Origin of the sequence: Salinarchaeum sp. IM2453, assembly GCF_019693215.1 — an archaeon.
GTDB lineage: Archaea > Halobacteriota > Halobacteria > Halobacteriales > Salinarchaeaceae > IM2453.
Map to the genome: position 1 here is coordinate 1175795 of NZ_CP081183.1, position 20038 is coordinate 1195832.

General features: G+C 44.5%; 16 protein-coding genes. 9 read left to right on the plus strand and 7 right to left on the minus strand.

Annotated features, from left to right (window positions below):
• Nucleotides 1-309: 309 nt before the first annotated feature.
• Both K0C01_RS05475 and K0C01_RS05480 read right to left on the minus strand, forming a co-directional pair.
• Entirely contained in the window at nucleotides 310-1272 is a 963-nt protein-coding gene (locus K0C01_RS05475) for an electron transfer flavoprotein subunit alpha/FixB family protein (protein WP_221171019.1), read from the minus strand.
• A complete protein-coding gene (locus K0C01_RS05480; protein ID WP_221171020.1) occupies nucleotides 1269-2057 on the minus strand; it encodes an electron transfer flavoprotein subunit beta/FixA family protein in 789 nt (262 codons plus the stop codon). Before K0C01_RS05480 ends, K0C01_RS05475 begins: the two co-directional genes overlap by 4 nt.
• Before the next feature lie 527 nt (nucleotides 2058-2584).
• Between K0C01_RS05480 and K0C01_RS05485 the strand changes: the two genes are divergently transcribed.
• A complete protein-coding gene (locus K0C01_RS05485) occupies nucleotides 2585-3364 on the plus strand; it encodes an IclR family transcriptional regulator (RefSeq protein ID WP_221171021.1) in 780 nt (259 codons plus the stop codon).
• Nucleotides 3365-3423: 59 nt separating this feature from the next.
• On the opposite strand, the gene K0C01_RS05490 is transcribed toward K0C01_RS05485, so the two are convergent.
• The gene (locus K0C01_RS05490) at nucleotides 3424-5283 is read right to left on the minus strand and encodes an archaea-specific SMC-related protein (protein WP_221171022.1); all 1860 of its coding nucleotides are present in this window, start codon (nucleotides 5281-5283) and stop codon (nucleotides 3424-3426) included.
• A gap of 48 nt (nucleotides 5284-5331) precedes the next feature.
• Entirely contained in the window at nucleotides 5332-5979 is a 648-nt protein-coding gene (gene rdfA, locus K0C01_RS05495; protein WP_221171023.1) for a rod-determining factor RdfA, read from the minus strand.
• 772 nt (nucleotides 5980-6751) lie between these two features.
• On the opposite strand from rdfA, the gene bioB reads away from it, so the two are divergent.
• Entirely contained in the window at nucleotides 6752-7786 is a 1035-nt protein-coding gene (bioB, locus tag K0C01_RS05500) for a biotin synthase BioB (RefSeq protein ID WP_221171024.1), read from the plus strand.
• 294 nt (nucleotides 7787-8080) lie between these two features.
• Nucleotides 8081-8242 carry a hypothetical protein gene (locus K0C01_RS05505; RefSeq protein ID WP_221171280.1) on the plus strand — a complete coding sequence of 54 codons (162 nt, stop codon included), beginning with the start codon at nucleotides 8081-8083 and terminating at the stop codon, nucleotides 8240-8242.
• A gap of 45 nt (nucleotides 8243-8287) precedes the next feature.
• Here K0C01_RS05505 and K0C01_RS05510 read toward each other — a convergent pair whose 3' ends face one another.
• Both K0C01_RS05510 and K0C01_RS05515 read right to left on the minus strand, forming a co-directional pair.
• A complete protein-coding gene (locus tag K0C01_RS05510) occupies nucleotides 8288-9685 on the minus strand; it encodes a hypothetical protein (RefSeq protein WP_221171025.1) in 1398 nt (465 codons plus the stop codon).
• A 388-nt stretch (nucleotides 9686-10073) separates the two neighbouring features.
• Nucleotides 10074-10268 (minus strand): cold-shock protein, encoded by a 195-nt coding sequence (locus K0C01_RS05515; RefSeq protein WP_221171026.1) that lies wholly within the window; start codon nucleotides 10266-10268, stop codon nucleotides 10074-10076.
• Between the two features lie 272 nt (nucleotides 10269-10540).
• Here K0C01_RS05515 and K0C01_RS05520 point away from each other — a divergent pair, with 272 nt between their 5' ends.
• The 6 genes from K0C01_RS05520 to K0C01_RS05545 all read left to right on the plus strand — a co-directional run bounded on the left by K0C01_RS05520 (nucleotide 10541) and on the right by K0C01_RS05545 (nucleotide 19333).
• Nucleotides 10541-12457, plus strand: a complete 1917-nt coding sequence (locus tag K0C01_RS05520; protein ID WP_221171027.1) for an ATP-binding protein — start codon at nucleotides 10541-10543, stop codon at nucleotides 12455-12457.
• Nucleotides 12458-12694: 237 nt separating this feature from the next.
• Nucleotides 12695-13948 (plus strand): MFS transporter, encoded by a 1254-nt coding sequence (locus K0C01_RS05525; protein WP_255568411.1) that lies wholly within the window; start codon nucleotides 12695-12697, stop codon nucleotides 13946-13948.
• A gap of 210 nt (nucleotides 13949-14158) precedes the next feature.
• Complete coding sequence (locus K0C01_RS05530) at nucleotides 14159-17113, plus strand: molybdopterin oxidoreductase family protein (RefSeq protein WP_221171028.1); 2955 nt, start codon at nucleotides 14159-14161, stop codon at nucleotides 17111-17113.
• A gap of 5 nt (nucleotides 17114-17118) precedes the next feature.
• On the plus strand, nucleotides 17119-17700 hold the full coding sequence (locus K0C01_RS05535; protein WP_221171029.1) for a 4Fe-4S dicluster domain-containing protein: 582 nt from the start codon (nucleotides 17119-17121) through the stop codon (nucleotides 17698-17700).
• A complete protein-coding gene (gene nrfD, locus K0C01_RS05540; protein WP_221171030.1) occupies nucleotides 17697-18749 on the plus strand; it encodes an NrfD/PsrC family molybdoenzyme membrane anchor subunit in 1053 nt (350 codons plus the stop codon). Before K0C01_RS05535 ends, nrfD begins: the two co-directional genes overlap by 4 nt.
• Complete coding sequence (locus tag K0C01_RS05545) at nucleotides 18746-19333, plus strand: TorD/DmsD family molecular chaperone (RefSeq protein WP_221171031.1); 588 nt, start codon at nucleotides 18746-18748, stop codon at nucleotides 19331-19333. Before nrfD ends, K0C01_RS05545 begins: the two co-directional genes overlap by 4 nt.
• A 151-nt stretch (nucleotides 19334-19484) precedes the next feature.
• Here the strand turns inward: K0C01_RS05545 and K0C01_RS05550 are convergent, their stop codons facing one another.
• The gene (locus K0C01_RS05550; RefSeq protein WP_221171032.1) at nucleotides 19485-19850 is read right to left on the minus strand and encodes an SHOCT domain-containing protein; all 366 of its coding nucleotides are present in this window, start codon (nucleotides 19848-19850) and stop codon (nucleotides 19485-19487) included.
• Between the last annotated feature and the right edge of the window lie 188 nt (nucleotides 19851-20038).

Genomic DNA, 20038 nt, shown 5'->3' on the forward strand with positions numbered 1-20038 from the left:
TGGTCTAATTTCTGTATGTATATATCTTTGTTACAAGGTAATTTATCGCATGATCTCTGGTCTGTGATCTGCTTTAGAAATAAAAAATCAAAGCGTAGCCCCCCGTGATCTACAGAGATAACAGGCAGAGTGCCTCGGGGCTTGACCCCGGAGCAGTTCACTGACTGAAATCTTGCTGTATCTTTTATGTCCACTTCTCAATAGGAAACTTAGGATACCACCTATCTACAGATCAAAAAGAACGAATTTCGCTGATGTTGATTCTGATACGTTTCACCTGTAGAGCCGTGCGTCTCTCTGGTTAGTGTCTTATACGTTCTCTTTGACTGACTTTGTTAGTTGAGGAACGACATCAAAAAGGTCGTCAACGATGCCGTAATCTGCAATATCAAAGATCGGCGCCTCAGGGTCTTCATTTATCGCAATGATTGTGTTTGCATCTTGTATCCCTGCGACGTGCTGTACTGCTCCTGAGACTCCCACAGCGAGATAAACATTCGGTGATACAGTTTTCCCTGACTGACCAACCTGCCGACTTGGTGGTAACCATCCATTGTCGACAATCGGCCGAGACGCTGCAAGTGTTGCACCAGCTGATTCAGCAAACTCTCTAATTAACTCAATATTTTCTTTACTTTCGATCCCACGACCAACTGAAACAACAAAATCAGCATCAGTGATGTCTATGTCCCCATTTGACGTGGATCTCAATCCTGTCACGGCACTGTATATTTCATCGTCTGGAGGGGAGATGTCCATTGATGTCACCGTTGGATTACCACCTCTACTTGCTTTTTCCCATTCAGAACTCCGAATTGTCAGGACGCTTTGATCACTTTTGATACGCATCTTCGTCTGGATTTTTGCCCCGTGTGTCTCTCGAGTTACTGCTAGCTTTCCATCATACGCAAAATTGATGACGTCCGTCAATATCGGCATATTCAGTTTTTTAGCAACTGCCGGCGCAAAGTCGAGCCCGTTGACCGAATTTGGTGTCAAAATATACTTTGGGTCACATTGCTTTCCTATCTCACGGATCGCATGCACATATGTATCGTGATTGAAGTGCCTACCATCAGTAACTGCATAAATTGTATCAATCCCTGCGCACTGAAATTCTTTAGATAGTTTCACCGCCTCTCCATTGATAACTGCTGCGTGAAGCTCTCCTCCTGTTTCTGCTGCTAGTTGTTGTCCAGCAGTAGCAAGTCGGAGTGAAGATTCACGAAATGACCCCTGACGATGATCTGGGATGATCAACACGTCACTCATGTGCTTACAACCTCATTTTCTACGAGATAGTCAGATAACTGTTCAGCAGTCTCTTCTGGATCCCCACTCCAAAGTGTTGCCTTCTCATCTACTTCTGGTATGTATACATCTTTAATCTCAATACACGAACCAAGTTCTTTACCATTTATTCCGAGGTCGTCCAGTGACTTCAGGTCAAGCGTCTTTCGCTGTGCTGCCCGAATCCCGCGAATGCTTGCGTATCGTGGTTCGTTTATGCCTGTTTGTATCGTTAACACAGCCGGTAAGTCGATATCTGTCTTTTCGATCATGCCACCTTCTAACTCTCGGTGTACCCGTATTTGATCTTCATCAAGCAGTGTTTGATTCACAATCGCTGCCCATCCATAATTAAGTCGTGTCGCTAAGTGCACCCCAACTGCACCCAACTCTTCGTCACCTGTTTGTGCACCTGTTAGAATGAGGTCGGGGTCCTCTGCTGCCAGCCCTGCAGAAAGTATCTTTGTCCGGGCGTCGACATCAATGAAGTCCATCTCTGCGAGCGTCTCGTCCCAAATTCGTATACCTCTGTCCGCCCCTTTAGCAAGACACGTTCGGATTATCTCCTCTGTCCGCTCGGGGCCTATTGTTATAACCACAACTTCTGTACCTTCCTGCTGCTCACTAATCTGCACAGCTTCCTCGACTGCGTAGTTGTCCCATTCATTCAGTTCGTGCTCTACATACTTTTCTTCAATCTTATTTCCAGTAATTTCGAATTTATCTGGAACGACACTTACCTCTCTAACAATTACTGCTATCTTCATGCATAGCATACATATTCATATGATTATATCAACGTTCTGTATCATGGCATGTACTGCCGAAGAATTTGACTGCGTTTACCAGACGTAAATTCTCTTGAAAAAACTGTGTGCTTAGTGATCCCTGTATTCCGTTAAGTGGACCACCAATACATGTTACAATCACTGTCCTAGTCTCTATAAGCGAAGCGAACTGATTATTTCAGGCTTTGACTCTCTACCAACTACAATGTTTTAGACTACAATACACATCATTCTGGCTAACTTGGTGATGATATCCTCTGTGATGGCGGTTGTAACAATTGAAACTGGTATTCTTACATGCTTGACCTTCCCTTATTTCGCTGCTGTGTGTGGATATTATGAATACGGTATAACCGTTTTTTGTTACATGACAGTCAGGCTTTTGGGAGTATAAAGTAGCTGGCTAAACTGAATGTAAGGAATAAAACAAATTCTGTTTAATATGCGTAAACAAAAGAGTCCTGAGCTGACAAAACTTCTTTAATCCCTCATAACATGCTGCGCATATGAAAGATAACACTGGTCGAAAGCTCAGCACGGTTTCAACTGCTGTTCATGTTCTTGAGGCCCTACGAGATTTGGAGGGTGCTGGTGTCACAGAACTTGCCAATCACTTGGAACTATCAAAAGCAGCTGTACACGGCCATCTTTCTACCCTCCGTGACGAACAGCTGGTTGTCAAACGTGGCGATGATTATCATCTGAGCTATCACTTTGTGACACTTGGTGAATATGTAAAAAACCAAAGCGACCTCTATACTGCTGGTAAAGAACGTGTTAACGGACTCGCGGAAGATACCGGTGAGTTTGCTCATTTGATGACCGAACAGTTTGGATATGGAGTTCATCTATTCAAATCACAGGGAGATCAAGCAGTTGGAGAACCCTATCATATCCGAAATCTCCAGCGCCGTGATTATTTACATTATTCAGCAGCTGGTAAGGCGATTCTCTCACGACTTCCTACCGAACGAATCCGATCGATAATTGCAGAACGCGGCTTACCTCAGCGAACAGAAAACACAATCACCTCTGAAAGTGAACTTCTCGATCAACTTGAGACAATCCGCGAACGAGGATACGCGTTCAATGATGAAGAAGAAATTGATGGGCTACGGGCTGTTGCTGCTCCAATTGACACTGACTCTTTGGATACAGTCGGTGCAATCAGTCTCTCTGCACCCATAAGCCGATTTAGTGGTCAGTATTATCGAGATGAAATCCCCGAAATGATCATGCATGCGGCCAACCTTATTGAACTAGATATTGAAACCACAAACAAATAATAGTCAAGTTTTGATCCCGTCACCTCCAATTGAAACGTAGTAATACTGTTTCACAATATCTATTGTGAGGACTTGACAGCGGAAGCAGTGACTGTTTTCCAGTTGTCTGGAGTAATAATGTTTCCAGAGAATTCTCCGGCTTCAGGATATGCAGTTGTAATAACTACGTCTGCTGCTGTGGTGAGATATTCTGTAAGATGTTTAATGTGCTCTGCGGCAAGCTGCCCAATTCCATCAAGTGCAATGATAGGAATTCGATCATTAACACTGAATGTCCGGTAACCAGCCAGCGCAGTCACAATCCCAATTAGCTCTACTTCTCCCTCACTCAGTCGATCTAACGATGTTTCCCGGCCGTTACGGGCAACGATAATTTCAAATTGATTTGTGTTGCCTTGTGTGTCTACTTTTCGATTCAGCCGAGCGTTATCAAATCCCGGAACAAACCGTTCAATAATCTCTCCCATTGCTTTATCGAACTGTTCTTTCAATTCTGTTTCTTTTGCCTCTTTTTTCCCCCGTAATTCAGATAACTGGCTGGCTATATTACTTCGCTTTTTCTGTAATTCTTCTAGTTCCCTCTTTTGTTTTCTTAGGCCCTCAAGCCGGTCTTGTTTCTCTGTCAGAGTTCGCTCTTGGGAACCAATTTTTCGTTGCACACGTGTTAATTCCTGCTGAATTTCATCCTGCTCTTTCTCATATTCCGCTTTTAATTCCTCTATCTCTAATTTGAGGTTTTCAATTTCTGACTGGAGGGTGTCTTTGTGCTGCTGTTGTTCTCTCCGCTCAAACTCTAATTCCTCTATTTCCTGTTCAAGTTGCTGCTGCTTTCTCATCACACGTTCTCTCTGCTGCTTTGCTTTTTCAATCTCTTCAATTTCTTCTGTAACTTCAACCTTCTTTGCCTTTATTTCATCTATCTTCTGCTGAATCTGTTCTAACCGTCCATCTACATTGTTTTCTGTTGTTTCCGACCCACAGATCCAGCATTCAAACCTATCTTCTGTAATTGACCGGTCTATTTCCGACAGTAAGTGGACCTGCCCTTCATCAATGATCTCTCGGTTTGATCGATATAACTCCTCTAAAAGTGATATCTGTAGTTCAAGTTCGTCAATCTGATCCTGATATTCTTGAACCTGTTCTTTACTCACTTCTTCTTCGGTAGGTACCTCTATCTTATTCAACTCCTGTTGTTTTGACTTAATCTGCTCTGTATATGTTGAAATCTTTCTATTTATTCGACTAAGGCGTCGCTGTTTCGAGTCAAGTCTTGATTCTTTGCTAGTAATCTTTTCGCGTAGCTCTTCCTGTGCATGGTCTTCCTCAACCTGTTGTGTAAGCTGCTGCTCTTTATTGGTTAATTCACTTAGATCACTTTCAATCTCAGCGATCTCCTTTTGCAACTCAGGAATTGCATCAACGGATCCTTCTAGCCGTCGAATTTTCGTATCAACTGCCTGCCGCTCATCCTGTAGCTGTTCAATCCTCTCATCAATATCGGCGACATCCAGTGGCTTAATCAATAGCTCTGTCAACCGATCATTGTCCTTTGATCGAACAGCGCTTCTAATCGGGTTGTTCTCACCAAGGAACCCAAACAATTGTGCGCAGATTTTATCTTGTTCACTGGACAATACAGGGTGCCCCGACAGCGTCACTGTCTCTGTTTCATCACGTCCAAGAGAAATCGTATATTCTTTGCTTCCTGTAGATAGTGTTACTTTCCCCTCTTGCTTGCTTTCTGTTAGCGGGTGTGATTCATCAGATAGCGTCGTAATACCTGTAACTGTTCGCAGTGCCATCAATAAACTAGACTTTCCCTGGAAATTTGACGCCTGAATAACATTGACTCCGGGAGAAATTTCCACAACACCCTGTTGTATCCCAGCGATATTTTCAATGTCAACTAACCACATATCCAATATTTTCTCACGCGCACAAAATAATATTACTGTCTGCGTTGATTACTGCTGGTTGTTCTTGCTACTTTCCGTTAATATAGCATGTTCTGAGCAGATCTCCTTATCACGAAGGACTTTTTCTATTCGAGACTGTGTTCCGCATACAGGACACTCTACAATTATTTGCGTCTTAATCGGTATATCATCAGCTTTATAGAGTGAATCCCCAGAACCAAGCGATGAAATGATCTCTTGCATATTCTCTTCAACGATATCCTCCACATATTCTACTCGCTCTTTTTGCCAGTTTGACCTTTTTGCCTCATCTCGCTCTTTATTTCCTTCCAAACAATTCGTTAGGTGTCGGTATAATGTTGATGTTGATATTAGATTACTTATTAGTTCCTCGCTGTCTATCCCCTTTGCTTCAAGTTCATCGAGTAAGCCTTGTCGCTCAAGCTCTTCTCCGCTATCTAGTGTTTGGTAATCTGACTTAAGCCGAGAATCTACAATGCTTACCTCGTGTTCCTCATAGGTCGTTTCAATTATCTTTTTGTTGAACCAATCTCGAAGTGGTCGTAGGCCTGTCTCTGGGTAATCTTCTGTTCCGTTCCATCGTCTGAGTAGATATTCATCAACACTGTCTGCCTGCACCGCATCCTGTAAGTTGTATTCTTCAATCACCCGACCAACTTTACAACAAGAATTCATATACTGAATGTTGCAAGGGAAACAACATAGTGTTTCGGTCGAATTATGACGGTACTTTTACCGTCTTAAAAAATTAATAATACTACTAAAAAATAATAGGAAATATGATATAACCGCAGGGGTAGTATGAATATAAAACAAAAATTAATTTTTAAGTTGTAGATTAATCAAAAAATATCCAGAAAATGGGGGAAAATAACTTTTCACCGACAAAAACACAAAATAAATATGCAAAAAATTAATAAGAATATTACATTTATATAGTAGATAATATTATATTATAGAGAATATTGACAGAGGCTGGTATTGGAAAACTACTTGCGAAGCTATTTGTTCGCGTATTATTTTAACCGTTATAGGCTACATCTCCATTTTCAAGGAGCACTGCAGGGGTGAGAATCGCAGGGAGGTATAGATACAGCCGTCCGCTCAGCCTAATCAGCACGGCTAATTTACATGCCAGTTGACACCAAGCTGTAATAGATGTTATTCACGAGCCTAGTTTATACTGGACCGTCCCTGCGGTTAGACTACATCATCCTGTCACTATATTGGAGGTCAGGAACTGACTGAATTAGTGCCTGAAGGGGTCTACTTCACAAAGAAGCTGAGGAACCCCCCGATGAGGTGTCTTCAGAGTGGCTTATGCGACCAGAAAGCTTCTGACTCAACGAGTCGGCGAAGACGGCGAGTAGCCAGGGGCAGTTCACCATACTGTCGTTACGGCGCATTTATCAAAACTACTTTGATGCCGTAAACTATTTTGGCTATTATGGTTGACAAAACTGGAAATCAGACAATTGATGACGCTGTCGAGCGTGTCTTATCCGGGATCAAGCTAGATCGAGCTGACGGGTTATCACTGATTTCACAGCCGGTTGAAAAACTAATGAGAGCAGCGGACATTGTCCAGTCACGATACGGAGATAATACTGTTAACTCATGTAGTATTGTCAATGCTAAATCCGGCGGATGCGCCGAAGACTGTCAGTTTTGTGCGCAGTCTGCATCTTTTGACACGGATATTGAGACCCATGACCTGCTTGATCCTGACCGCATTCTTACGGCAGCAAAGAATGCAGAGCGCGATGGTATCTCTCGGTTTGGGATCGTCATCGCTGGTAGAGGAGTAAATAAGCTACAGCGCCCAGAAGAGTGGTCCCATATTATTGATGCCATCCGGCGTGTCCGCCGTGAAACTGATCTTGCCGTTGATGCAAGTCTTGGAACACTAACCAAAGACGAAGCCGAAACACTCGCTGATGAAGGGGTTGAGCACTACAATCATAACCTTGAGACATCACGACGGTACTTCTCTGAGGTTGTTTCTACTCACACATTTGACGACCGACTGAATACACTTGAGAACGCCAAAGAGGCTGGTATGCAGCTATGCTCTGGTGTTATTCTGGGGATGGGTGAATCCCCAGCTGACCGCATTGATGCGGCTCTGAGCCTCCGTAATTTAGGCGTTTCATCTTTGCCAATTAACCTTCTTAATCCAATCCCCGGAACTCCAATAGGCGATCAGATGCAGGATACAGCAGCGATCTCCCGATCACAACTACTCAAGACAATTGCCGTATATCGTCTTCTTCATCCGACTGCTAATGTACGTATTGCTGGTGGCCGTGAAGCTAATATCACGTATGATAAGCAACATCAACTGTTTGAAGCAGGAGCAGATGGACTGGTCACCGGTGATTATCTCACAACTGAGGGCCAGTCGCCTGAGAAAGATGCGACAATTATCCGCCGTTCTGGCATGGAGCCTGACATGAATATCAATCCTACTACTAATCGCTAACGGAACAATCAGCTTACAGCGGTAGCAAGGCGAACGCCCACGACTTCAGTCCTGTGAAGGAAATCAATAGCAGTGAACACTATTCTATTATCTGGAGATTGTTTATCACCCGTATTTTATATTCGGAGATCTCGGTCTATTTGGATGCTGGCAAGACACAACCTATTGTTATACATCTGCTCCCAGAAGAAATCGAGCATGGTAAAATCCAAGTCTTGCTGTGTGCATATATTGTACACAAAAATAGCACGACACGAATGCTTATTACGAACCTGGTAAATAATAATACTCACAATGGTGATTGACACTGTCCTTCATGCAGGAACCGAACATCCAAATCTCTGGTGGGTGTTTATCCCAAGTCTGTTGTCGTTTATTTTTGGAGTTGGTGTTGGACTGTACTCCGACCAGTTACGCCGGTTGACCCAGTCCGATTCAGATATTTCAACTGAGTAATTAGTAGGCTTCCCCAACTGACGGGGATCTACTTATAGGTATCAACTATTCCTCACTATTGTTATCATCATCATCTTCATCATCCTCATCATTTTCATTCTCTTCAATTTCTTCGTAAGTAACTTCAATCCCAGTGGCCACCGGACGAATTATATACCTCGTGGTCCGTGGCGGCCCTGTCCGTATTGGGGCCATGTCAGCTGTAAATCTCGTTCGATATGAACTCCGAATCTCGAAGTGTTTGTTGAACGTAACCGGGGCATTTCCTGGAATTCTGACATCTGGATCGTCAGATTCTTGTGTTCCGGTCGGATTTTCTGGAGATGACCCTGTATCCCGGTTTTCTGCTAATGTTGCATTTTCTACTTCTGCGTTGAGTTTGAGATAATTATATCGCCCAACTGGAATTTCTCGATCATCATCTATAAGTTGTGTTTCGCCTTCTCCAGCTAATTCCGTTAAATCAACAATTTGCTCCTCGTCAAATTCATACTTTGTTCGCCCCTCTTCCTCTTCTGGGCCCTCAAGCTCCTCAACAACAGAAAGTGTTGCTGTTTCCTCAACTTCCTCAATCATTGCGGTTATTTCGTACTCTCCGGTTTCACTGAATCCATCCTCGTACTCATCATCGGTAGGCACGTTCTCGAACGTGACTGTTTCCTCTGTCGTAGTGCTTATATTATCTTCTGACTTCGTTTCGCTGACTCCATTCCAATCAATCTGTAATTCGATATCTACTTGTTCATCTGTATTAGCCCGCAAATCAATCAATCCTACATCAATATCAGCATAATCTTCTTCTTCTATTTCCACATCATCAACCCGAGTTATGACCACCCGATCCTCTTCTTCACTATCTAATACTTCTAATGTTGCTTCCCCAGTTGCATCTCCATTGGCGTCTATCTCCATCTCGTAAGTCCCCGAGGAAATATCATCTGCTTCAATTGAGAATGTGATTTCCTCTTGCGTATTTGAGTCAATTGTTCTGGTTTCTACCGCTTCGATATCCTCATCAGATATTGTGAGCGTGAACTCTGCATCTTCGATCGTATTCGTAGTATAATTGTCAATAGTAACTGTAACCTCTATACTCTCTGCTGTGTCCGACACGAACACATCATTAAATGATGTGATCACTAACTCTGCGATGTCTTCTATTGACCGCCGAGGTGAAAGATAAATACTATCTATCGCTATTTCCAGTGACTCAAAATCACCAATATCGGTTGGTTGATCCGTGACGCTAGTCGCTAGTAATCCAGTTTCTTCATCTTCATTTCCATCATCTCCATTCCCGTTATCCGAACTATCCATCTCAATACATCCGGCAACTCCGGCAGATCCTATTGCGGCTGCTGTTCCCGCTGCTAAGAACTGCCGTCTTCGTGAGCTTACTTCAACTTCTGAACAGTCTGACGATTCTGTAGGTGTCGATCCCATTGTACTTTCACGTTAGACCTTATTTTCCTTATATATGCCAAATAGCTAGCTTGGTTTAAGCTGAGTTAACGCTATTTAATCATAATTCTGCACTGCGATTATGGGAAATTCCAAAATAATTATCAAATAATGTAATAAATATTATTATTCGAGACGTCACTTGTGATCAACAGGCCCTAATTCGATGAGCCACAGACGAGTTAACCCGTGAGATACCGCAGAGTCAAGCCCCGAGGCATTCGACGTGGGTTCTCTGTAGAAATGTCCATCTCCCCTGCATCCGCACAAGTTTCAGTAAAATATGCCTTCTGTTACTATTTATTCAAGGCAATCGCTCAGCGTACAATAAATGTAAAACTAAATTCTCCACAGTGTGGAGAATGTACAGTTATTTCCGGACGACGTTCGTCGCTCGGGGGCCTTTCTCAGCCTGTTCAATTTCGAACTCCAGCTCCTGACCCTCTTCAAGATCAGGACCTCCGATATCTTCCATGTGGAAGAATACGTCTTCGTCTGCTTCGTCAGTTTCGATAAATCCATAGCCGCCAGAATCGTTGAAGAAATCAACCGTTCCGTTTGCCATTGTAAACAAATGTATGGTGCATACATGTATAACACTTCCGAGAGTCATGATACCATGGAGACAGAACATTTATCGTAAAATTTCTCTAAATCAACTTCTCAAAGGACTTACCGTGAAATACTGCTGAATATCGCCTATTGACCGTCAAGATACAGACATGGAAATGGATCGAATAGATCTTGGATCGACCCAGACTAAATTTAGGAGACCTTGAGACTGTATCGTAATTGGCTTGATGTAGGCTTTTATTGTATGCTTCCCTCATTCATATTATGGGCTCTTCAACGGTGGTTGTGATTGGCCGTGATGTTTCTGATGCTACTGTCGCCGCCTTTTCGGAATACGACTTATCCATTGAATGCGTTGACGATGCTGAATCTGTGACTGGAATTCTTGAGGACAAGCATGGTGCTGTTCTCTGTTCTGTCAATCCAGATACTTCAGTGCCACTCGAAGCTTTCTCCTTCATTCAAACTGCAAATCTAAACGTTCCCGTCTATCTTGGCATCGACCAATCACAGCAACAATTTGCGGCTGATGCTCTTGAGGCTGGGGCAACGGACTATGTTTACTGGTCTGAGCTACAGTCAAATCCTGATCTCCTTGCCCGAAAAATCAGCCTACAAATTGAAGCACATCCCGACTCATCAATCATTTCGGATTTTAATCGGGAGCTGGTTCAGTCTATCAGGCTTTTCCACGATCTTCAGTCGATATTCGCCAATAGTGATCTCACGACTAATGAACGCCTTGACCGTGCCGTTGAGACCGCTGCCGAGCGACTAGACTACCCGATTGCATTCGTTTCACGAATTGAGGATGATCAACAAGAGATTATCTCGGCAGCGGGTGACCATGAGTTACTGCAGCCCGGAAAAACAGATATGCTAACCCGGGCCTATTGCCGTGAGACAATTAAATTGGATGAAGGCCTTGTCATCAAAGACGCCACAAACGAAGGGTGGAATGATGATCCAGCTTTTGAGCGATATAACTTGCATTGCTATGTTGGCGCCAAGATTACAGTTGATGACACTGTTTATGGCACTTTTTGTTTTGCAGATACCACTCCTCGCCCTGAGCTAATCGTGCAGATACAACAGACAATCGTTGAAACTCTCGCTGAACGAATTAGCATTGAACTCGCTCAGCCGATTGGCCGGTTCAAAACCGTATTTCAGGGAGCTCCAGATCCGATTATCATTCATACTCCTGACGGAGATATTGTTGAAGTTAACCAACGAGCAACTGAGCAACTGGGATACTCATACGATCAACTTTGCTCGATGAATGTACGAGACATCGAGGTTAATCTCTCTGAAGATGAATTACTAAATATCTGGGATGAATCTGTAGATGGCCGACAGATTCTTCGCGGAGAACACAAACGTGCAGACGAATCAACGTATCCTGTCGAAGTTTGGGTCACTTCTGTTGACATTGGGGGTGAAGTGCAATACATTGCGATTGCCCGAGATATTAGTAAACAAGAAACATACGCTAAACGATTAGAGGAGCAACGTAATAATCTTGAGTTGCTTAATCAAGTAATGCGGCACGATATTCGAAATGATTTACAGCTAATTGATGCATATACTTCTGAACTTACCGATCACGTTGATCCGGAGGGAGAAACGTTCCGTAGTATTATTGCAGATGCTGCCTCCGACTCCATCGCACTTACAAACACTGCACGTGACTTGGCAGCGATGATGCTTGAGTCTGATCCAGAGTTACAGACTATTTCCTTACCTACTATCATCGAACAGGAGTGTGATGCCGTATCATCAACGTATCCAAATGCAGAAATAACTATTGAGCATCCTATCCCTGGTCAGGATGTCATTGGCTCTGAGATGATTGATACCGTCTTTCGTAATATTCTGAGAAATGCGGTCCAACATAATGACAAATCCACCCCTAAGGTTACTGTTACTGGCACTGTAACCATGGGAAAATATGACGATGACGTTGTTGAAATTCGCATTCTCGATAATGGTCCTGGAGTCCCCGATTCAAGAAAAGAAGAGATATTCGGTCACGGGGCCCATGGACTCGATAGTTCCGGAACTGGAATTGGACTTTACTTTGCTGATACTATTATTGAAGACTCACATGGACACGTCTGGGTTGAAGATAGTGGCCAAGAAGGGGCCGTTTTTGTCGTCCAACTTCCAGTTGCAGATTAATAATCTGATTATTATTCCACCTTTTTTTAGCTGGCTTCGCAACGGAATGGAGAAGGTCGCCCAAGAACGTGACGGCACTGCGTGTCATCTTGGCGAGTCCAATGCGAACTTAGTATATTATTACTGGAGTTTTATGACATAATGACTGTAAAATATCGGATGTATTTTGTTTATATGTCTTCTAAATACCACGTAGGTCATACTAGTTGGGTTTGAATGTCTATCCTAAGTCACTCCATGTCGATAGCTGATGTCTGGGCTATCCTTTTGTTCTTATTAGCAATTACTGGTGGTTTCATCTTCTGGGGATTCAGTCGTGCTTCAGAACAACCGGATAGTTCTCGGAGCTGGCTCGTTGCAACTACAGGAGCAGTTGCGATGGTTTTTACATTTGGCACACCCTTCTCGTATGGTGTTTTCCGTGAACCACTTAGTCAAGAGTTTGGCATCCCAGCAATAGACCTCTCTGCTGTATTTTCCCTGATGCTATTTGGACTTTTTATTGGTTCAGGTATTGTTGGTATTCTCTCGACAAGAGTACGAATCCGCCCATTAATATTAGCCGCTGCTGCTGTGACTGCTATCCTTGCTCCAGGATTGTTTTTCATCGATTCATATGCTGGCATTGCTTTGGTATTTGGACTTCTTGGATGGACGCTTGGCACGGTATTTGTGCTTCTTGTATCAATTGTGCCACGATGGTTCGACATCCACTCTGGCACGGCGATTGGTATTATATTTGTAGGTAATGGCACTGGAATGGCTATCCTACCATGGATATGGCAATTCTCATTTAGCACCTTCGGAGTTGCTGAAGGATTCTTTCTCCTTATTTCTATCACTGCAGCAACCTTTGCCCTTGCTGGACTTGTGTGCCGCCGTCCGTCATGGACTGAACAGTCGATCACAAGCATTTCTCCAATACAATGGGTTAAAAATGTAGCGCGGACTCGTACCTTCCAATTGCTCTTTATTGGGATCGGACTTTCATTTGGATGGTATCAAATCTTCGCCGGATATGCTGTCGACCTATTTGAGGCGGAAGGACTTACCAGATCGGCTGCATCTTTGGCGTTTGGATCAATCGCAGGAGTGAGTATTGTTTCCAGATTAGGAAGTGGCGTTGCCGCTGACAGAATTGGGTCTCGTCGCGCGTTTGTTTTTTCACTTCTTAGTGCTGCTGCTGGTGCTATGTTGCTACTTATTTCACATCCTCTTTCGTTTGCTCTTGCAGTAATCTTAATGGGTATTGGATTAGGTGGAACTGCAACATTGTATGTTCCACTGCTTATGAGCATCTATGACCCCGAAAACGACACCGCCATTGTCGGTATATTTAATATTCCTGCTGGCATCGCTGCATTGGCAATGCCTCCACTTGGAACAGCAATGATCGCGAGTTTTGAAAGTTATACCGGCGCTATCATTCTGACTGCCGGAACAATTATTGCTGGACTGGGTTTGATTGTTCGCGGAACTACGATCAATTGATCTGTCAGTCCCCGATTCCATAGCAAGACAGTAGATGTATATTTGCTTATCTATTGTATAACGTAGCTAAATAGGTAATGAACCTATAGAAATGACCTGAGATAGACTTAATTCATTTTGGAATATGGATAAATTATCTTATCTTTATACTTTTCAGATGCTGAAAATCCGAGGAGGACATAAGTAATATTCTTATCTACATCTGGCCAGATGTCTGATACTGACCGTCAAAGTAGCACGGCAAAGCTCAGCCGTCGTGATGCTCTCAAGATAAGTGGTGTTACTGGTTTAGCTGGAGTCATTGGCGGAAGGGCACTCGTCGAATCTCGTTCGGCAGAAGACACTGGCGAGCAAAATGGTGAACTTGTCAAAACCATCTGTAATCACTGCGCGGTTGGATGTGGACTAAAAGTCGAAGTAGCGGATGGACAGATTGTTGGTCAAGAATCGTGGGATAATCACCCAATTAATGAGGGGGGGCTCTGTGCGAAAGGCTCAGCAACAGCACAGAGTGCGCAATCTCCTAACCGACTCAAAGAACCACTGTATCTGGAAGATGGGAACTGGATGCAATATGATGACTGGGGAGACGCTATTTCAGAAGTTGCACAGGAGCTTGACCGAATCCGTGATGAGTACGGCCCAGACAGCACTATGTGGATGGGGTCAGCAAAAGTAAATAACGAGGAGGCCTATCTTTTCCGAAAGCTTGCTGCTTTCTATGGAACAAATAATGTTGACCATCAAGCTCGTATTTGTCACTCAACAACCGTCGCAGGCCTCGCGAATACATGGGGATTCGGAGCCCAGACACAGACCGTGCCCGATGTGAAAAATGCCGACGCCAATCTTATTATCGGACATAATCCAGCGGAGTCTCACCCTGTGGCGATGCGATATATTCAAGAAACTCGTCAGAACGGTGGCGAAGTAATCGTTGCAGAACCTCGTCGAACAAAGACTGCTGCACACGCTGATGAGTATGTGCGTTTTCGTCCGGGGACCGATATTGCATTTATAAATGGATTACTTCACCACATCGTTTTCAATCTTAATGCGCATGACGAGGAATTTCTCTCAGAACGCGTCTATGACTGGGAAACAGCAAAATCGAACATTGAAGACTACGACCTTGAGACTGTCAGCGACATAACTGGAACATCCGTTTCGGATCTTGAAGCGACTGCCGAAGCGCTTGCAGATGCTGAAACAAGCACAATTGAATGGTCAATGGGGTCCACTCAACATAGTAACGGCACCCAAAACATACGTTCCTATGCTATTCTTAATCTTGCATTGGGACACAGTGCCCAATCTGGCGGCGGACTCAATCCATTTCGGGGACATAGTAATGTCCAAGGTGCGACCGACCTATGTATTCTGTCACACTCATTACCAGGCTATTATGGGCTTGATGAGGATGCATGGCGTCATTGGACCAATGTCTGGAATGAAACTCCCAGCACTAGTGGTTCAATCACCTACTCTGAAATGCGCGAACGCTTCTACAATGAGGAATTCATGCATAAGGAAGGCCTGACAGTTAGCCGATGGTATGAGGGCGCTTTGGATGATGACACTCGGAAAAGTGATTTACACCAGCCAGAGCAGGTTCGGGCTGTTGTTGTGTGGGGACATTCAATGGAGTCTCTTAGTGAACTCAAGCGAGTAAAGCAAGCCCTTGAAAATGTCGAGCTAGTTGTTGTTGTCGACCCGTTCCCTGCTTCGGCCGGTGTCCTTGGGGAGCGTGAAGATGGAGTCATAATGCTCCCTGCTTCAACACAAGTGGAGACCCCTGGTAGTGTGACGAACACTAATCGCTCAGTTCAGTGGCGTTTTGAGACGGTTCCGGAACCCGCTCATAATGCTCGACACGATTGGCAAATCATGGTTGATCTGGCCGATGAACTTGGCTTTGGAGAACACTTTGATTATGAAGAAATTGAGGATGTTACACGAGAATACAACTTGGGAATGAGAACAATTGGCCAGATTGGTCAAACTCCAGCACGCCTCAAGAGACAAGCAGAACAAAGTGAAGTCTTCAGTTCCGAGGACCTGCAAGCTGACGTTCCTGATGATCACGAACTTGCTGGAGAATACTGGGGGCTTCCCTGGCCGTGTTGGCATGAGGACCATCCTGGAACCCCAATTCTATATGATGATAGCAAGCATCCGAAAGATGGTGGTCTCGACTTTCGTGCTCGATGGGGTGTTGAAGATGGCGATGGAACAACTCTGCTACGTGATTCATATGAACCTTCATGGTGGAATGAGGAGATATTTGGTGTTCCGCAGTACCCAAACTGGCATACAGTTCTTCCTGACGGTGACAATCCAGCAGCAAAGACAATCCCAATCGAATACGCAGAGAGCGAACAGCATTCACCATATGAAACGGCTGTCGAGTTGGCAGAACAGGGCTACGACGTTGATCCAGGTGAGTATGAGGAATATGACCATTCACAGCCTGATCCTCCGACCGGCCGAGGCAGAGCCAGAGCAACGACGCCAAACCTCCATGATGAAGTCCCAGTCTACCGTGAGCCCATCGAAACACCTCGTCCTGATCTTGCCGAAGAGTATCCAAGTCAGGATGAGATCACTGATCACTTTCGACTTGATCTTGACAATCGTGGGAACCAGCAGCAATTCATTGAAGAAGAGATAGACGAATCGTACCCGTTGGCTTTAACAACTGGCCGTCAAGTTGAGCATCAAGGCGGCGGCGCAACGACTCGATCCACACTTGGAACGGCATCCAGAGCTCCGATGATGTATGCCGAGGTTAATCCAACTGTTGCAAACGACCTTGGGGTTGATACTGGTGACTGGGTCTGGGTACGTACCGATCCTGGAAGCATGTTGGTACAGGTGAAAGTCACAGAGCGGGTTGGCGAAGGAACTGTCTTTATGCCATTTCACTGGAGTGGGCTCTTCGAAGGCAAAAACATTACTGATAGATATCCTGATGACGCTCAACCACGTGTAGTTGGTGATTCTGCAAATATCGGCACCTCAGTTGGATACGACGTAGAGACGTGTATGCAGGCAACAAAAGCCACCCTCTGTTCAGTCGATGTTGCTGATGACGACGAAGTTCCAGATCTCCCAGAGGAGCAACAACAGTATCAGGAATACCGGTATCCGCGTAATGAACGGTGATTAGAATGAGTGAAACACAACGTGTAATCCCAAATATCGAAGCGTGTATTGACTGTGGAGCGTGTGAAGTCGCCTGTCAGCGTACTTGGGGACTTCCTGCAGGAAGCGAACGAATCCGTGTCGTTCGAACGAATGAGGCTGAAGATGGCCCCCCACGTGGTGGTGGTGAAGCTCATGTGCCGATGAGTTGTTTTCACTGTGCTGAAGCTCCCTGCATCAGTGCTTGTCCAACGGGAGCGATGACACGGAGTGACAACGGCCAGGTTCGAATCGATAAAGATCAGTGCATTGGTTGTGCTTACTGTGTTATGTCTTGTCCATTCGGGGCTCCACAGATTGCTGACGATGATGCACAGGAAGAAACTGACGATAGATTTGGCTCTCCAGAGGCTGGGTTAGCTGATAAGTGCACTCTCTGTGAACCACGACTTGAAAATGGGGATGAACCAGCCTGTGTAAGTGAGTGTCCTACTGATGCTCTCCTGTTTGGTACGCCAACTGAGTTGTCATCCAAACTTCGCGAAGACACTGTTGAAAACGCGCTCTCTGATGATCAACTTTCGATTATCTTCGGTGGAGATCAGTGACCTTCGAGGTGCATACAATGGCAATTGAAATACCACTTTCATCACCATCTGAGGAATGGGGGATAACGATTGCTACTTATCTGTTCATGGGAGCACTCGCTGGTGGAGCCTACCTAACCGGATATATCTCGAAGGTATGGAGTGAACACGATCCCAAGCAGAATAATTTCCACCGTGTTACCACACAGTTTGGCTTTCTCATCGGTCTTATTGGTACGCTTCTCAGCGGTTTGCTTATAATCTCTCATTTGGGTGCTCCTCTTCGAGCCATCCTATTCCCGATCACGTTCTCTAATATCACGTGGACAACTATTGGAGCATGGGTCTTTGGTCTCTTTGGCTTGCTTATTAGTATACAACTAATCTGGAATGTCTTTGGTCAGGACTATAGTTCGACTTCGGTAAGCAAGAAGGTGCGCTGGATGACGACACAGCTTAAGCTTACATCCCTACTTGACCGTGTGTCGACTGCGACACGCCCAAGTAGAAAATACCAATTAGCTATTGGCGCCGTTGGTGCACTCTTTGCTCTTGCAGTAATGGGCTATACTGGTATGGCTATAGCCTCAATCGATACTGTGCCTCTTTGGGACCGAACACTTATTCCAATTCTATTTGTCGCCAGTGGCATTTCAATTGGTATCGGAATCGTACTTTCATTCACTGTTGCCGTTACTGAACTTAATCAAACTCCTCTTCACGCGTATGGTGCGCTAAACAGCATAGCAATCATCTCCCAAATAGGGGTTATTACATGGCTTTGGTTGCGAATTAGTGATGTTCCGGGCGGTAGAGAGTCTATTGAGCTTTTAACAACTGACTACCAACTCCTGTTTTTTGGAGGGGTTCTCGGGGTCGGATTGCTGGTCCCTCTCTTCGGATACGTCGGATTGGTTGCCGTTGCTAAACGAAATATCTTTGACCGGGTCACTTCGATTCATATCAGATACGGATATATCACCCTCTTTGGATTTGTAGTCGTTGGAGGACTAGCTCTTCGAATTACGATGATTTTAGCTGGCGTTCATGAACCACTGGTATTAGCATGACTGGACACAATTTTCTTTCACAACAGGACCGAGCTCATCTCTGGGAATTCCTTGCTGTAGCTCTTGACTCCCCACCAGATGCTGAAACCGTGACGTCGCTTCAACAGTGGGATATCACAGATATTCTCGTTGAACATCTTGATGGAGCTGATCAAATACAAAGGTGGCAGCAATCCGTCCAAGATCCAACTTCCGCTGCAAAAGAACTTCGTCGTGAATTTACTCGATTATTCTCAGGCCCACGTCCCCAACTTCAGATCCATGAATCATACTACGCTGGAGATTTTTTGGGCCAGCCAGTAATTGATGTTAAATCCACGTACAGAGACTTCGATATCTGGCCAGCTGCTGATACCTCAAAGGAAGCTGACCACGCAGCTGTTGAACTTTCAGCATTATCTCTGCTGCTTACACAAGACGGTGATGTTGCCACGTTTCTTAACCAACATGGTTGGTGGATACCGTCGCTTGGAGAAGACATCCAACAAGAGACAGAAAATGCCTTTTACTCGGCTGTTGGTACGCTTATTTCTGAGCTAATTGCTATTGAAATGGATGCTTGGAACGTTGAACTATCTGACTGACGCTCTCTGGAACTGTTATTTCATGAATATTTATATCGATGTTCAGCTGAGAGAAAACTCGGTTGAGAATCTTCGATTCTCGTGATCACGAACTTCTGCAGTTTTTGGACGAGACCAAGGCACTCGGCCTGCTTTCTCTGTAAAAAATCTATCACTTGGTCTTTTCACGTTTTTTTGTCCTTTTTGATTGAATATCTGCATCTTCAGGCTCATTCATCACTTCATCAAGCCGTCTTTCAAACTCCTGCTCAGTAATCTTCCCTGTCGCGTATTCCTCCTTTACCTTGGCAACAGGATCTGAGGGTTTTTTGCACGATTGCTGACGCTGCCGCCTTCGATTCCACCACCGATAACCAACATATCCAACGACGATTCCATGAACGAGAATCCCTATCCCAAGTGTTATTGACCATGAAACATGCCCAACGACAGAAAGCGCTGAAGACAGTATAATTAAATCAATCCCAAGCGCAAAATATAGGCCCCACACCTCTCCAGGCACGAGCTTCTCGTCCATTTTACATCATATAGTTTGCATCTGCGGTATTAATCATTTTGCAGAATCTAAACGATAATCAAGCTGTATCTTCTGAATCATCATATCTTTCGCTTCGAAAATATGACAAAAATATTGATGGTTGCTGTTAGCTTGTTCCTTCAACCCAGCACTCTCGAGATTAGTGGAGGTCTTAGAACGAACCGCAG

Coding starts and splice junctions, on each gene's coding strand:
- K0C01_RS05475 (WP_221171019.1), bottom strand. CDS start 1,272: ATGAGTGACGTGTTGATCATCCCAGATCATCGTCAGGGGTCATTTCGT.
- K0C01_RS05480 (WP_221171020.1), bottom strand. CDS start 2,057: ATGAAGATAGCAGTAATTGTTAGAGAGGTAAGTGTCGTTCCAGATAAA.
- K0C01_RS05485 (WP_221171021.1), top strand. CDS start 2,585: ATGAAAGATAACACTGGTCGAAAGCTCAGCACGGTTTCAACTGCTGTT.
- K0C01_RS05490 (WP_221171022.1), bottom strand. CDS start 5,283: ATGTGGTTAGTTGACATTGAAAATATCGCTGGGATACAACAGGGTGTT.
- rdfA (WP_221171023.1), bottom strand. CDS start 5,979: ATGAATTCTTGTTGTAAAGTTGGTCGGGTGATTGAAGAATACAACTTA.
- bioB (WP_221171024.1), top strand. CDS start 6,752: ATGGTTGACAAAACTGGAAATCAGACAATTGATGACGCTGTCGAGCGT.
- K0C01_RS05505 (WP_221171280.1), top strand. CDS start 8,081: ATGGTGATTGACACTGTCCTTCATGCAGGAACCGAACATCCAAATCTC.
- K0C01_RS05510 (WP_221171025.1), bottom strand. CDS start 9,685: ATGGGATCGACACCTACAGAATCGTCAGACTGTTCAGAAGTTGAAGTA.
- K0C01_RS05515 (WP_221171026.1), bottom strand. CDS start 10,268: ATGGCAAACGGAACGGTTGATTTCTTCAACGATTCTGGCGGCTATGGA.
- K0C01_RS05520 (WP_221171027.1), top strand. CDS start 10,541: ATGGGCTCTTCAACGGTGGTTGTGATTGGCCGTGATGTTTCTGATGCT.
- K0C01_RS05525 (WP_255568411.1), top strand. CDS start 12,695: ATGTCGATAGCTGATGTCTGGGCTATCCTTTTGTTCTTATTAGCAATT.
- K0C01_RS05530 (WP_221171028.1), top strand. CDS start 14,159: ATGTCTGATACTGACCGTCAAAGTAGCACGGCAAAGCTCAGCCGTCGT.
- K0C01_RS05535 (WP_221171029.1), top strand. CDS start 17,119: ATGAGTGAAACACAACGTGTAATCCCAAATATCGAAGCGTGTATTGAC.
- K0C01_RS05545 (WP_221171031.1), top strand. CDS start 18,746: ATGACTGGACACAATTTTCTTTCACAACAGGACCGAGCTCATCTCTGG.
- K0C01_RS05550 (WP_221171032.1), bottom strand. CDS start 19,850: ATGGACGAGAAGCTCGTGCCTGGAGAGGTGTGGGGCCTATATTTTGCG.